Genomic DNA, 13,425 nt, shown 5'->3' with positions numbered 1-13,425 from the left:
CATTCCAGCTACCTAATAGGACGGCCCGTTTCTCAAATATATGTACGAGCGTATAAAGATAGAAGAACATTACACAATAAGGAGAAAGAATGATCCTAATCAGGGAGGTTTGTATATGAACAGATTCATCCTGCTCCTTTTGGCCCTCACCTTCATCACGGCTTGTGCCCGCAATACAGATGAGGCTCAGGGTGAGCGTTCCGGCAATCAGCCGATCACCGTAAATGACAGCAACATCCCCAAGCGGGTGGAACGAAAGTCCGGTCAACAGATTTCCGAACACCTGGTCAACCTGAGTACATCGATCCCCAATGTCCATGATGCCACTGCTGTCGTCATCGGGAAATATGCCTTTGTAGGCATCGATGTTGGTGCCAATGTTGAAAGGTCTCAGGTTGGCACAATCAAATACTCCGTAGCTGAAGCCCTTCAGGAAGATCCATACGGAGCACAGGCTGTGATCGTGGCCGACCCCGATCTGTATGCCCGACTGCAAGAAATCAGCAAGGATGTACAAAACGGACGGCCACTTCAAGGGATCTTCAATGAACTATCCGATATATCGGGGAGACTGATGCCCGAAGTACCGAAGTCCCTCAAGGATACAGATCCCGAAAATGGTCCCGAAAACCCTAAAGGGGATATGAACAGGTCCAATGATCGGGAGCTGAAGAAGGAACAAGAAAAGCAATCCTACGACAAAATCGATTGAACAAAAAGAAGCCATGAAGGGGCACTATGCCTTTTTCATGGCTTCTAACACTTGGCGGTCCAATCTTTCTGCCGCGGATTTATCATATGTTTTTTCATAAACGGGTTCTACAGAGATTTTGGAGCCATAGAACATCACGTCCCTCACTTCCCGGATCGCCAGTCTGATGAGCGATACCTTCAGCGGGACTCCTTCAAGGCGCGGCATAAGGACAGCCGATTCCCCTGAAATCGAATAAGTCGACTCGTTTGCAATGACGTTGACTACTGTCAGCGGGTTTTGAGCAATGTTCTGAAGGATCCGAGATTTTTGGTCCACCGCAAGCAGAAGAGATGTTTCATCCTTTGCATAGATCCATGAAATCGCACTGACATTCGGTCCGCCGGTTTCAAAATCAACCGTGGACAGCGTGACGAATCTTTCTGACTGAAAACACTCATATAAATCGGGAAAAAGCGAATGTTCTACCTGGTTTGCCATCCAATCCCCCTAGACTCTCTACTGTACCTTCAGAATCTTACACTTTCAGTATAGCAGAGCTCCCATCCTGTTGCATGTATTTATTTTCCTCATCTTTATGAACCGACGCAAGACGACCGGGACTGCTCATGATATACTATCACTAATGAGAAATTGAATCGAGGTGTCACATATGAGAGTTAAATGCGCATTATGCGATGTAATTGATAACATTGAGGATTATTCGCTACAAGCAAAACGACTGAGGAATCGCCCTATTCACACATATATGTGTAATCAATGCAATGAACGCATCAAAAAAAGAACCGAAGAACGCGCAGCTTCCGGTAACTTTAAGCTGTACCGCTCCCCTAAAGTGGATGATGACTTTTAATGGGTAAGGGCGCTTTGATCGGGCTGTTGGCAGGAACATTCTTGGGTCTTGTATTAAAAGCGTTTCAGTTCATGACCGATATAGGGGTTTATACATTGTTATTGAATGTAGACTTCCTCCCTTTCTTCGGCAGCATCCTTTGGCCTGAATGGATGGAATTTTTGTTTCACCTCATCATCGCCGTCATCATCGGGATGCTCTACGGTTGGGTGCTGGACAGATGGAACCTTAATAAGACTTGGCGTTGGTGGTTTTCCTTCATCTTGACAGTACCGACGATCTTCCTGTATTTTCCCTTGTCTTACCTCGCCCTAAAGGAGGTTCCTCCTATGGACGACATGGCAGCCATCGCCCTATGGACGATCGGTCACCTTGCTTTCGGTGTATCCATGCCTATGCTTTACGAGATGTTTACAAAAAAAAGGCAGCAGTCAATTATATGACTGCTGCCTTTTTGGTTTTCCGTCCCCTTTGACGGTGGTGCGGGAGTGCTTCAAGATGATGGGGTACGGTTTCGTCAGATATTCCCTTTTCTCTTTTCGTTGTTCAGGCGCACCTTATAGATGATGAGAATCAGTGCAGCGATGACCAGTCCCTCCGCAACCGGGAGGAAAATCCCGAGGAACGTCAGGACCGTGCATCCCATCACAAGGAAAAGATAGATCACAATCGATTTGGCAATCGGAAGTTTCTTGGCGAATCCCAGCTTGTACACAAGGATGGATAGACCGATGATGGTCAGATACAATAGCCACATCCCCAATTCCGCATTCTGATCAACACGGTACAGGGATGCAAAAAAGGATAACCTCTCCGTTACATCCATGCCCTACTCCCCCTTAACGCTTATTACTTATTTTCAGCTGTTTTTTTCTTTTTCTCAGCTCTTTCACGCTCGCTCTTATCAAGGATCTTCTTACGAAGACGGATGGATTCAGGTGTCACTTCGCAGTATTCGTCATCATTCAGATATTCAAGTGACTCTTCAAGCGTCATGATTCGTGCTTTCTTGATTGTCACGGTTTGATCTTTAGTGGCTGAACGGACGTTCGTCGCTTGTTTCATTTTCGTGATGTTTACTGTGATGTCATTTTCACGGGTGTTTTCACCGACGACCATACCTGCATAGATTTCTGTACCCGATTCCACGAAGATGGTACCGCGGTCCTCAACCTGCATGATGCCGTATTGAGTGGTTTTACCTGTTTCCATCGACACAAGGACACCTTGGCGTCTGCCACCTACGCGACCTTGTTGAAGCGGTTGATAGCTGTCGAATGTATGGTTAATGATACCATACCCTCTTGTGAGTGTCATGAACTCAGTCGAATATCCGATCAATCCACGCGCAGGAACCATGAATACAAGGCGAACCTGACCGTTTCCGTTATTGATCATATCGAGCATTTCACCTTTACGCTGTCCAAGTGATTCGATGACACCGCCCATGAACTCTTCAGGAATATCAATTTGAACGCGTTCAACCGGCTCACATTTCACTCCATCCACTTCACGTACAATGACTTCAGGTTTTGACACTTGAAGCTCATACCCTTCACGGCGCATGTTCTCGATCAGGATGGAAAGGTGAAGCTCCCCACGACCTGATACTGTCCAGGCATCCGGTGAATCAGTTGGCTCTACACGAAGACTGACATCGGTTTGAAGCTGGGATAGAAGTCTCTCTTCAATTTTCCTTGCAGTGACGAATTTACCTTCACGACCTGCAAATGGGCTGTTGTTCACAAGGAACGTCATTTGAAGGGTAGGCTCGTCGATACGGAGGACAGGTAGTGGATCTTGATGTTCAACCGGACAAACGGTTTCCCCTACGTTGATGTCTTCCATACCTGATACAGCAATCAGGTCTCCTGCATTCGCTTCTTGAATTTCAACCCGTTTCAATCCGAGGAAACCGAAGATCTTCGTGACACGGAACGATTTGATGGATCCATCAAGCTTCATCAATGAAACCTGTTGTCCAACTCTCATCGTTCCACGGAACACACGTCCGATCCCGATACGGCCCACGTAGTCATTGTAATCAAGAAGGGCCACTTGGAATTGAAGTGGATCTTGACGATTATCAACCGGTGCAGGAATGTTTTCAATGATGGACTCATACAAGCACTGCATGTTCTCATCTTGTTTGGACGGATCCGGGTCTGTGCTTGCAGTACCACTGATGGCAGACGCATAGATCACAGGGAATTCAAGCTGCTCGTCATTGGCATCAAGCTCGATGAACAGTTCCAGTACTTCATCGATGACTTCTTCCGGACGGGCAGAATCTTTATCGATCTTGTTCACGACTACGATTGGCGTTAGGTTTTGCTCGAGTGCTTTTTTCAGTACAAAGCGTGTTTGAGGCATGCATCCTTCATAAGCATCGACTACAAGAAGGACACCATCGACCATCTTCATGATCCGTTCCACTTCCCCACCGAAATCGGCATGTCCAGGTGTGTCCAGGATGTTGATGCGCGTATCTTTATATTGGATCGCAGTATTTTTCGCAAGGATCGTGATACCGCGTTCGCGTTCGAGGTCATTGGAATCCATGGCACGTTCCGATACGGTTTCATTTTCACGGAAGATACCGGATTGCTTTAACAGCTCATCGACCAATGTTGTTTTACCGTGGTCAACGTGAGCAATAATGGCTATATTTCTAAGATCATTTCTTAAGTTCATATTTCCACTCCTGAATATATTGGATTTCATTCCTGACTTGATTTCTGTTCAACTAGACCATTATAGCACAGCGTTTATAAAACCCCTAATAAATATTTCGCTCGTAAACCCTTACAATTACAGGCTACAGACATTGCACATTCTTTCCCACAGGGGTAAAATCATACGTATAGCAAGCATATTCATTCAATGGAGGTATCTAGATGGGAAATATTAAGTGGATCTTTGTCCTGTTTTCACTATTAGCGGCCGTCTCCCTCATGGGAATCGCCATATCCATAAGCCTGCAAAGCATCTTACTCGCGGTCGGGAGTTTCGCCGCACTCATGGTTGTCATGGGCTTCGGCTTCAAAACGAAGAAGCGCTACCGGGAAGAAGGAAGACTATAATCAAAGAAAAGGTGCCGATTGGAGGAAAACCTCCATCCGGCACCTATTTCGTTATACCTATTTTTTGATATACGTATCCAAGATCGTTTGGTGCAGCCCTGGTTTTCCGACGAAAACCGAGCTCTTTTTGAGGGGATCCAGTTCATTTCCTTCTAGATCGGTCACCATTCCCCCGACCTCTTCGATCAGGATCTTACCGGCAGCAAAATCCCAGGGAGCAAGCCTCATGGTCAGATACGCATCGAGCCTTCCTGCAGCGATGTAGGCCATTTCAATGGCCGCAGATCCGTAAGATCGGATCCCCCTTGCCTTTTGAACGAGTGGGCCGAGGACTGAAGGGTCGATCCGCTTATTATCCGTCACCCAAAGGGCATTGAGGGCGACAATGGCATCCTCTACGGGAACCTCCTCCAGGTCCGGTAGCCTTTGCTCATTCATGAATGCCCCCTCGCCCTTGCTGGCGTAATAAAGTTCATCATGGACGACATCATATATATAACCCAGCTTGCCGACAGCTCCGTCATAGATGCCGATGGAAATGGCAAAGTTCCGCTGCTGATGGACGAAATTCATCGTTCCGTCGATGGGATCAATGATCCAGGTGACTCCTTCAAGTGTATGTAAGTCGTCTCCAAAGCCTTCCTCGCCCATGATCTGATGATCGGGGTACGTATGGCGGATGGCTTCAGTGAAATATTTTTCAGTTGCCTCATCCATATCGGTCACAAGATCGTTACGATTAGACTTCGTTTTAATGCTTAACTCTGAATCAAAGGATGTACGGATGCGTTCTCCGGCTTCCTTGATCCAGCTTCTCACGTTTTGGTCGAGTTCAATCCAGTTTGTCATGCAAGCAATCCTCCTATGTATCGGATGAGCGTGGACTTCCTTTAGCTCATAAGTGTAATGGAAAAATGAGGCTCTTTCAAGCAGCAGCACTTGGCACTAATGATCCAGGCATAAAAATACGGACCTGAATAATTCCCTCAGGACCCGTCTTTTCAAGTTGAATTCATCATCATTTTTAGTATTTACCTCATTAGGAAAGTGATTCTATAAAGCCTTCAGTTTCATCAATTCTTCACGGATGCCCATCAATTTTTGTTTCGAATTGCTCTGGAGCTGTTCATCATTCAACTGGATGGCTTCAAAAAGGACGGCAAGTTCATAGTCCATTTCCAACCTCAACACATTCAGCCTTTGCTGCTGGACATCCCTTTTTTTAGACGTATTCATTACCTGTTTCATTTTCCTACACCCCTTCCGGAAGTTTTATCTGATTGTTCTGATAATATTTACTACATGTTATGAGAAATTCTCCATCTTGTAACTAAAATGTGCCATTACCTATCTGCAAAGCATTCCGGCTACACCCTCCCATGCCTTTGTGCTACGATAGCCATGTACAAGGAGGGTTTTAGATGAAATTCAATGGATTTACCGAAGAAGATTTTAATGTGTTCTCGATCGAGGGCCTAGATGCCAGAATGGAAGCAATCGTGGAGAAGATACGTCCGAAACTGGACTTCCTGGGACAACATTTCGCCCCTTCCCTGTCCGTCATGACAGGGGATGAAGTCCACTACCATGTTGCAAAGCATGCCAGACGTTCAGTCAATCCGCCGAATGATACATGGGTCGCGTTTGCATCCGATAAGAGGGGGTATAAAAAGCACCCTCACTTCCAAATCGGCTTATGGGGCACCCATCTGTTCGTCTGGTTCGCCATGATCTATGAAGCACCAGGCAAAGCTGCCTTCGGCCGTCAGATCGAACAGCGTGTGGATGAGATCCCAGAGATGATCCCGGGTGAATTCGTCTGGTCCGGAGATCATATGAAGCCTGATGCCACCCCATACAACTCCATGAGCAGGGATGATCTTCTGGCACTTGCCAAAAGGGTACAATCCGTCAAAAAAGCTGAATTGCTTTGTGGACTCCATCTGGATAGGGATACGGTGACAAAGATGAGCGGTGAGGAATTGATGGACAAGATCACCGTCGCCTTTGAAACACTTTTACCCCTTTATAAAATGAGCTAAACCTGCCTGGCACAAGGGGATGGGCTCAAATAAAAGGCGGTCTGCTTCTCAGCAGGCCGCCTTTTATTACATCGAGATCCTTCCGCTTTCCGGTTGATCTTTCATCTTTTTGATCACATAATAGGATGAATAACCGCTCGATTGCTGGAACTCGCCGCAGATTCGTTTTTCATCTGCTTTACCTGGTACGATTTCCTTAAAACGTTTGTATTTCTTCATCAATTCATCACGATCGATGCTTTTTTCATATGCTTGTTCAATCGATTCAAAGAAGGCGATCACATCGATGACCTCTTCCGTTGTCCAATCAATATCAAAGGGATATTGGTATTCCATTCTATGACACTCCTTACGACCATTTAGTTCGGATACTCTCACCCTCAAGAATCATGCGCGACATCAATTCATCCACGGTAGGGATATCCTTGATCATCCCCATCACCTGACCTGCCCATGCAAAACCTTCGGTTGTTTTACCGTCGTGGACAAATTTCCTGTTGGCTTCACCGCTGATGTAATCCTTCAGCCCCTCATATCCGGCATTCCGGGCCTCTCGATCCAGTATCGCCGAAGTCCAGTCATTCGAGATGACCCTTGCAGGGGCCCCGAGAGTTCGTTTAATCACCACTGTACCATTCTCATCCCCTGCAATCAAGGCGCTTTTATACGCATCGGACGCATGTACGCATTCTTTCGTCGCAATGAATCTTGTTCCCATCTCGATCCCTTCGGCACCAAAGGAAAGGGCGGCCATCAATCCTCTTCCGTCACCGACCCCTCCGCTCGCCACAACCGGAATCGATACGGCATCAACCACTTGAGGAATCAATACGAAGGTCCCCACATCTTCCTTGCCGAGATGTCCTCCTCCCTCTTGTCCCACCACCATGACGATATCGGCGCCTAACTCCTCTGCCTTGACGGCTTGTCGTTTGGAAGCCACAAGCACCAATTTTATAATCCCCGTTCCTTCAAGCATCTGCAAAATCGGCGCTGGATTTCCGCCGGTCACGGAAATCGCCGGAACCCCTTCTTCAATAGCTGCCTCCACGTACTCCCTGTATGGACGGCCATGCTGACCGATGGCAAAATTCACACCGAACGGTTTTTCTGTCATGGTTTTGATCTTTTGGATTTCACGCTTGACCTCCAAAGGGGATTCCATCGACATAGCCGTGACCTGTCCAAGTCCCCCCGCATTTGAAACAGCTGCAGCAAGCTCTGCATATGCAAGATGAGCCAGTCCCCCTTGAATGATGGGGTATGTAATCCCTAATTTTTCCGTCACCCTTGTACTCCATTTCATCATCAATTCCTCCTGTCTTATTCTCCTATTCTTCAATGGAGGTGAAATTCCTCCTCCGAACCAGCTCATTTAGAATGGAAGCCACCCACCACTATGCAAAGAATGGTTGAAATGCTATAATTCATATGTTTGTTAGTGCAACAGTCTGTTTTCTAGTATAATGAAAAGTTCAAGAAGACTTTAAAGAGGTGTTTACTACATTGTCCCAGCATGATACGCCGTTATTTACCGGCTTGATGAATCATAGTAAAAAAAATCCTGTACAATTCCATATCCCCGGACATAAGAAGGGGGCAGGTATGGATCCTGAATTCAAGGAATTCATCGGCGAAAATGCCCTTTCCATCGACCTGATCAACATTGCCCCGCTGGATGACTTGCACCAGCCGAAGGGAATGATCAAAGAAGCCCAGGACCTGGCTGCTGAAGCCTTCGGGGCTGACCATACATTTTTCTCTGTGCAAGGCACGAGTGGCGCCATCATGACCATGGTGATGAGTGTATGCGGACCTGGAGATAAAATCATTGTTCCGCGTAATGTTCATAAATCCGTCATGTCTGCCATCGTATTCTCAGGCGCTACCCCCGTCTTCATCCATCCGGATATTGACGAGAATCTTGGGATTTCCCACGGGATCACAACGGATGCCGTTGCCCGCGCCCTTGAACAGAACCCCGATGCGAAAGGTGTACTCGTCATCAACCCGACGTATTTCGGAATATCGGCAGATCTCAAGAAAATCGTGGAGATTGCCCACTCATACGATGTACCTGTCCTTGTAGATGAAGCACACGGCGTTCATATCCATTTTCACGACGACCTTCCCCTTTCTGCCATGCAGGCTGGCGCAGATCTCGCGGCCACCAGCGTGCACAAACTGGGCGGGTCCATGACGCAGAGCTCTGTGCTCAATATGAAGAACGGGCTTGTTTCACCGAAGCGGGTCCAGACCATTCTCAGCATGCTCACGACAACATCTACGTCCTACCTGCTTCTTGCTTCATTGGACGTGGCGAGGAAGCGTCTTGCCACTGAAGGTCACGAGCTCATCTCCAGGACCATCGAGCTTGCCGGACGCATGCGTGACCAAATCAATGGCATTGAAGGACTATATTGCGTAGGAAAAGAAATTCTCGGAACGAAAGCAACATTTGATTATGACCCGACCAAACTGATCATCTCCGTCAAAGATCTTGGAATCAGCGGATTCGATGCAGAAAAATGGCTACGGGAGTCCCATAATATCGAGGTGGAATTATCCGACCTATATAACATCCTTTGTATCATCACTCCGGGTGATACTGAAGAAGATGCTTCCACTTTGGTGTGCGCGCTCAAGGAACTGACGGAAAAGTTGAAACAGGACGGAGCCCGCGATCCGATCACGGTCATGCTGCCTGACATCCCCGTGTTGTCCATCACGCCAAGAGATGCTTTTTATGCAGAAACCGAAGTCATCCCCATTGACGAAACGGTGGGAAGAACGATTGCAGAATTCATCATGGTGTATCCTCCTGGGATTCCGATCTTCATTCCCGGGGAGATCATCACAAAGGAAAATATCGAATACATCAAAACGAATATTGAAGCCGGACTGCCCGTCCAAGGACCAGAAGATTATGATCTACGACATCTTCGCGTCATCAAGGAACATCGGGCGATCCGCTAACAGAAAAAGGATGAAGAGCCTGAATGGCCCCTCATCCTTTTCTTTATATCATCGATTAATCATCAATTTCTACATCATGTTCACATGTACAGCAGTTAGAGAATAAAACAGAAACCTTTTCATCCTCATAATGCTCAATGGTGTTCAGACAAGATTGACAAACGATTGTTCCCATTACGTTCATTCCCTTCTGTTTTAGTGTAAGCGTTTTATCTGACTCTATAATATTATAACACAATTAGAAAATCAACCTTAAATTGTATAACTTTATTCATTGAAACCCCATCATTCCTCCATACTAATAAGTGTATGTATGCGATTACATTTTGATGTGTGCGATTTCTTTATTTTTCAGAAAATATTGTTTCCACTATGGTCTTATATCCGAATACCAGCTTCCTGTCGGGCCATCCCGCCTGGCGCATGGGCGACCCGTGATTGACGCTACCCACATGAGTTCACAGATCCTCTGCACGCTGCCTCTTTCATCAAAAAAATCCGCATCATTCCAGGTCTGAATGATGCGGACTTTCCGCTGCCACGCCTATTCGATTGTTTTGATCTTTGCAGGATCGAGGATTTCAAACCCTTTATCCTGAAGACCTTTCACGATATCAGGAACTGCTTCTGCCGTCCATGTACGGTCATGCATCAACAGGTTTGCTCCGTCCCCGAGATAAGGGCTGTTGACCATGATATCCGAGATGGCGGCCTTTGACTGGTACTGCTTTTCCCAGTCATACCCGTACGTCCAATTCATGAGGGTCATCTTCTCTTCCTTGACCACTTCCCTGCTCTCATCGGTATTCTGTCCGAAGGGTGCACGGAAGAAGACAGGGCGTTCACCGATGATCGATTCGACGAGATCATTCAGCTCTACGATTTCCTTCCGTTGCTCATCAGGTGTCAGATCCTTCAGTGAACTGTGATGATATGTATGGTTGCCGATCTCAAATCCCATATCGTGGATTTTTTTTAACTTTTCCTTCCCTTCGTTTGATTCAAGGAAATGTCCGTTTACAAAAAAGATGGCGTTCACATCCATCTCCTTCAAATCTTCAGCGATCTCTACGGCATGCTCGTCCGGAGAATCATCGAATGTGAGGAGGGCGACTTTCTTGTTCGCATCCTTGATGGGGTCGATCGTCCATGTGTTCTCATTCACGACGTATTCAGGTTCGGCCACTGCCGGAGCTACCTCTTCCTCTACTTTCTCTTCATTGCTTTCTTCATCCGTGGCTTCCTTTGTAGCTGCCTCTTCTTTCTTTGGTTCTTCCTTCTTTTCCTTTGTACTGCTTGAAGCCGTTCCGCCGCTCGAGCAGGCACCAAGGAACAAAGACAGGAAAACTGCGAATACCAGTAATTTCTTCATATGATCAAACACCTTTCCAACGTCACTTTGAACATTTTAACATAAACTGTGACATCTGGAAAATATTCTAATCCTTCCTGGATACAATCGGCTAGATCAGTTGAAGGACTCCCTCGAACAGGACTTTGAAAGCAAAAAAGCAGCAAAGACTGGATGAAGTAATAAACAGAGTCAGTTTTCTGGATTGAACGATCTTCCCGGCCACAAGGAAGGATAGATAGAAGAACAGGGCAAACATGATCCATTTATATTCTACATGATCCTTTGTCGAGAACCATTCGGCAATATAAAATACGCTCCATAACATCAGCTGAACGAGGAATGCAATATATATTTTCATCCGACGACATCCTTTACCATGAAAATGAAGGCTTACCTCTATACTATATTCTGCCCAAAGAAATATCAGTATGATTGTCTTTTCAATTCTGTAACATTTCCATGACTTTCCGCATAGAGGATCTTTGTATGATAGAATGGTCCATAAGACAGTGTTAATAGTCATTATTTTACATTCCATACCATCCTACATAGAAAGAAGGAAGATGTATGAAGCGCATATGTTTCCTATTGATCGCATCGACAGCTCTCCTCTTAAGTTCCTGCAGTGGGGTTTCTTCGCAGAATGTGACCCAGGCAACTGATGAAATGATCAGGAAGCAGGTTCTGTTCTTCACGGATGATGAAAATCTCACGAGCGAAATTCCTTATTATGATGCCATCCTGGAACTCAAATCGAAGCACCCGGAGAGCTTGAAGCACCTTAAAGTCGTCAATACCCGTTCCACTGAGGATCAGCCCATCCTGGACAAGACGCCCGAGTCCCCAGCCATATTAGTCATAGAAGACAATGAAGTCATTTGTGAAATTGAAGGATCCACGAACAAGAACAATATTGTCAAGCCCGTGGCCCAGGCAATCTCCCATTGGTATGATTAAAAAAAAGATGACCCTCGGATGAGGATCATCTTTTTTTGTATTACATGATGTGAATTGGGCTTCCCATCGCTACTTCAGCAGCTTCCATTGAGATCTCACCAAGAGTCGGGTGAGCATGGATCGTCATGGCAACGTCTTCTGCTGTCATGCCGGATTCGATTGCAAGACCAAGTTCAGCGATCATATCAGAAGCACCGACACCAACGATTTGAGCACCGATGATGAGTCCGTCTTCTTTACGGGTGATCAGCTTCATGAAGCCTTCTGTTTCGTTAAGAGCAAGGGCACGTCCGTTTGCTGCGAATGGGAATTTCGCTGCAACCACTTCGATTCCTTCTTCTTTTGCAGAAGCTTCAGAGTGACCTACAGTCGCTAGTTCAGGATCTGTGAAGCAAACAGCAGGAATACCAAGATAATCAACTTCTGCAGGCTCACCAGAGATGACTTCTGCAGCAATTTTACCTTCATATGAAGCTTTGTGAGCAAGTGGAGGACCATCTACGATGTCTCCGATTGCAAAGATATTTGAAATGTTTGTGCGGCATTGTTTGTCGACTTTGATGACACCGCGGTCGCTCATTTCAACACCAAGCTCTTCAAGACCGATTTCGTCCGTGTTAGGGCGGCGTCCAACAGTTACAAGAACATAATCCGCTTCAACTGTTTTCTCTTCGCCTTTCACTTCGTATTTCACGACTACGCCGTTGTCACTTTCTTCAACGCCTTTAGCCATAGCTTTAGTTACAACGTCTACGCCTTTTTTCTTGAGACCTTTTTTCACGATGCTTGTCATTTGCTTTTCGAAGCCCATGAGGATATCGTCAGCGCCTTCAAGGATCGTTACTTCAGAACCAAGGTTGGCATAAGCTGTACCAAGTTCCGTACCGATGTAACCTCCACCGATGACAACCAATTTGCCCGGCACTTCTTTAAGAGCTAGCGCTCCAGTAGAATCGATTACACGTTTAGAGAACTTGAAGCTAGGGATTTCAATTGGACGAGATCCAGTAGCCAAGATCAAGTTTTTGAACGTATACGTCTGTGCTGAATTTTCATCCATTACACGAAGGGTGTTGGCATCTACAAGGTACGCTTCGCCGCGGACGATATCCGCTTTGTTTCCTTTAAGAAGGCCTTCAACACCACCGGTAAGCTTTTTCACGACGCCGGCTTTCCACTCTTGAACTTTATCGAAGTTCACTTTTACGTTTTCAGCAACGATACCCATGTCATCTGAATGCTGGGCACTGTGGAAGCGGTGACCCGCTGTGATAAGGGCTTTAGAAGGGATACATCCAACGTTCAGGCAAACCCCACCAAGATTTTCTTTTTCTACGATTGTTACTTTTTGGCCAAGCTGTGCCGCACGGATGGCAGCTACATATCCACCAGGACCTGCACCGACTACTATAGTATCTGTTTCGATTGGGAAATCTCCTACTACCATT

The 13,425-nt window shown here is 46.3% G+C and carries 18 protein-coding genes; 7 read left to right on the top strand and 11 right to left on the bottom strand.

Annotated elements, in window-relative coordinates:
* Window positions 1–115 precede the first annotated feature (115 nt).
* Window positions 116–712 carry a YhcN/YlaJ family sporulation lipoprotein gene (locus D5E69_RS09425; RefSeq protein WP_048004182.1) on the top strand — a complete coding sequence of 199 codons (597 nt, stop codon included), beginning with the start codon at window positions 116–118 and terminating at the stop codon, window positions 710–712.
* A 24-nt stretch (window positions 713–736) separates the two neighbouring features.
* On the opposite strand, the gene D5E69_RS09420 is transcribed toward D5E69_RS09425, so the two are convergent.
* Complete coding sequence (locus tag D5E69_RS09420; RefSeq protein WP_048004183.1) at window positions 737–1,192, bottom strand: pyridoxamine 5'-phosphate oxidase family protein; 456 nt, start codon at window positions 1,190–1,192, stop codon at window positions 737–739.
* Window positions 1,193–1,364: 172 nt separating this feature from the next.
* On the opposite strand from D5E69_RS09420, the gene D5E69_RS09415 reads away from it, so the two are divergent.
* Both D5E69_RS09415 and D5E69_RS09410 read left to right on the top strand, forming a co-directional pair.
* The gene (locus tag D5E69_RS09415; protein WP_053427418.1) at window positions 1,365–1,565 is read left to right on the top strand and encodes a YlaI family protein; all 201 of its coding nucleotides are present in this window, start codon (window positions 1,365–1,367) and stop codon (window positions 1,563–1,565) included.
* Window positions 1,565–2,008: a hypothetical protein gene (locus D5E69_RS09410; RefSeq protein WP_159129592.1), complete on the top strand. Its 444-nt coding sequence runs from the start codon at window positions 1,565–1,567 to the stop codon at window positions 2,006–2,008. The genes D5E69_RS09415 and D5E69_RS09410 overlap by 1 nt, the downstream gene beginning before the upstream one ends.
* A 74-nt stretch (window positions 2,009–2,082) precedes the next feature.
* Here D5E69_RS09410 and D5E69_RS09405 read toward each other — a convergent pair whose 3' ends face one another.
* Both D5E69_RS09405 and typA read right to left on the bottom strand, forming a co-directional pair.
* Complete coding sequence (locus D5E69_RS09405; RefSeq protein ID WP_048004185.1) at window positions 2,083–2,391, bottom strand: YlaH-like family protein; 309 nt, start codon at window positions 2,389–2,391, stop codon at window positions 2,083–2,085.
* Between the two features lie 23 nt (window positions 2,392–2,414).
* The gene (gene typA / locus D5E69_RS09400) at window positions 2,415–4,259 is read right to left on the bottom strand and encodes a translational GTPase TypA (RefSeq protein ID WP_048004186.1); all 1,845 of its coding nucleotides are present in this window, start codon (window positions 4,257–4,259) and stop codon (window positions 2,415–2,417) included.
* A gap of 203 nt (window positions 4,260–4,462) precedes the next feature.
* Here typA and D5E69_RS09395 point away from each other — a divergent pair, with 203 nt between their 5' ends.
* The gene (locus D5E69_RS09395) at window positions 4,463–4,648 is read left to right on the top strand and encodes a YlaF family protein (RefSeq protein ID WP_048004187.1); all 186 of its coding nucleotides are present in this window, start codon (window positions 4,463–4,465) and stop codon (window positions 4,646–4,648) included.
* Between the two features lie 57 nt (window positions 4,649–4,705).
* On the opposite strand, the gene D5E69_RS09390 is transcribed toward D5E69_RS09395, so the two are convergent.
* Both D5E69_RS09390 and D5E69_RS09385 read right to left on the bottom strand, forming a co-directional pair.
* Window positions 4,706–5,497 carry an inositol monophosphatase family protein gene (locus tag D5E69_RS09390; protein ID WP_048004188.1) on the bottom strand — a complete coding sequence of 264 codons (792 nt, stop codon included), beginning with the start codon at window positions 5,495–5,497 and terminating at the stop codon, window positions 4,706–4,708.
* Window positions 5,498–5,701: 204 nt separating this feature from the next.
* On the bottom strand, window positions 5,702–5,896 hold the full coding sequence (locus tag D5E69_RS09385; protein ID WP_048004189.1) for a YkzI domain-containing protein: 195 nt from the start codon (window positions 5,894–5,896) through the stop codon (window positions 5,702–5,704).
* Window positions 5,897–6,069: 173 nt separating this feature from the next.
* On the opposite strand from D5E69_RS09385, the gene D5E69_RS09380 reads away from it, so the two are divergent.
* Window positions 6,070–6,690: a YktB family protein gene (locus D5E69_RS09380; protein WP_148794952.1), complete on the top strand. Its 621-nt coding sequence runs from the start codon at window positions 6,070–6,072 to the stop codon at window positions 6,688–6,690.
* 66 nt (window positions 6,691–6,756) lie between these two features.
* Here D5E69_RS09380 and D5E69_RS09375 read toward each other — a convergent pair whose 3' ends face one another.
* Both D5E69_RS09375 and D5E69_RS09370 read right to left on the bottom strand, forming a co-directional pair.
* On the bottom strand, window positions 6,757–7,026 hold the full coding sequence (locus D5E69_RS09375; protein ID WP_159129591.1) for a UPF0223 family protein: 270 nt from the start codon (window positions 7,024–7,026) through the stop codon (window positions 6,757–6,759).
* Between the two features lie 13 nt (window positions 7,027–7,039).
* Window positions 7,040–7,996, bottom strand: coding sequence for an NAD(P)H-dependent flavin oxidoreductase (locus D5E69_RS09370; protein ID WP_048004192.1), 957 nt, complete (start codon window positions 7,994–7,996; stop codon window positions 7,040–7,042).
* A gap of 200 nt (window positions 7,997–8,196) precedes the next feature.
* Here D5E69_RS09370 and D5E69_RS09365 point away from each other — a divergent pair, with 200 nt between their 5' ends.
* Window positions 8,197–9,666, top strand: a complete 1,470-nt coding sequence (locus tag D5E69_RS09365; RefSeq protein ID WP_159129590.1) for an aminotransferase class I/II-fold pyridoxal phosphate-dependent enzyme — start codon at window positions 8,197–8,199, stop codon at window positions 9,664–9,666.
* Window positions 9,667–9,721: 55 nt separating this feature from the next.
* On the opposite strand, the gene D5E69_RS09360 is transcribed toward D5E69_RS09365, so the two are convergent.
* The 3 genes from D5E69_RS09360 to D5E69_RS09350 all read right to left on the bottom strand — a co-directional run bounded on the left by D5E69_RS09360 (window position 9,722) and on the right by D5E69_RS09350 (window position 11,378).
* A complete protein-coding gene (locus tag D5E69_RS09360; protein WP_082139217.1) occupies window positions 9,722–9,841 on the bottom strand; it encodes a GapA-binding peptide SR1P in 120 nt (39 codons plus the stop codon).
* 369 nt (window positions 9,842–10,210) lie between these two features.
* Window positions 10,211–11,038, bottom strand: coding sequence for a polysaccharide deacetylase family protein (locus D5E69_RS09355; RefSeq protein ID WP_048004194.1), 828 nt, complete (start codon window positions 11,036–11,038; stop codon window positions 10,211–10,213).
* Between the two features lie 91 nt (window positions 11,039–11,129).
* Window positions 11,130–11,378, bottom strand: coding sequence for a hypothetical protein (locus tag D5E69_RS09350; RefSeq protein WP_048004195.1), 249 nt, complete (start codon window positions 11,376–11,378; stop codon window positions 11,130–11,132).
* 209 nt (window positions 11,379–11,587) lie between these two features.
* On the opposite strand from D5E69_RS09350, the gene D5E69_RS09345 reads away from it, so the two are divergent.
* On the top strand, window positions 11,588–11,977 hold the full coding sequence (locus tag D5E69_RS09345) for a hypothetical protein (protein WP_048004196.1): 390 nt from the start codon (window positions 11,588–11,590) through the stop codon (window positions 11,975–11,977).
* 40 nt (window positions 11,978–12,017) lie between these two features.
* Here D5E69_RS09345 and lpdA read toward each other — a convergent pair whose 3' ends face one another.
* Entirely contained in the window at window positions 12,018–13,424 is a 1,407-nt protein-coding gene (gene lpdA, locus D5E69_RS09340) for a dihydrolipoyl dehydrogenase (protein WP_048004197.1), read from the bottom strand.
* Window position 13,425: the final 1 nt, after the last annotated feature.

The sequence above is a fragment of the Rossellomorea marisflavi genome (assembly GCF_009806575.1).
Lineage (GTDB): Bacteria > Bacillota > Bacilli > Bacillales > Bacillaceae_B > Rossellomorea > Rossellomorea marisflavi_A.
Note: the sequence above shows the minus strand (reverse complement) of the source record. Positions and strands in the feature narration are given on the sequence as shown.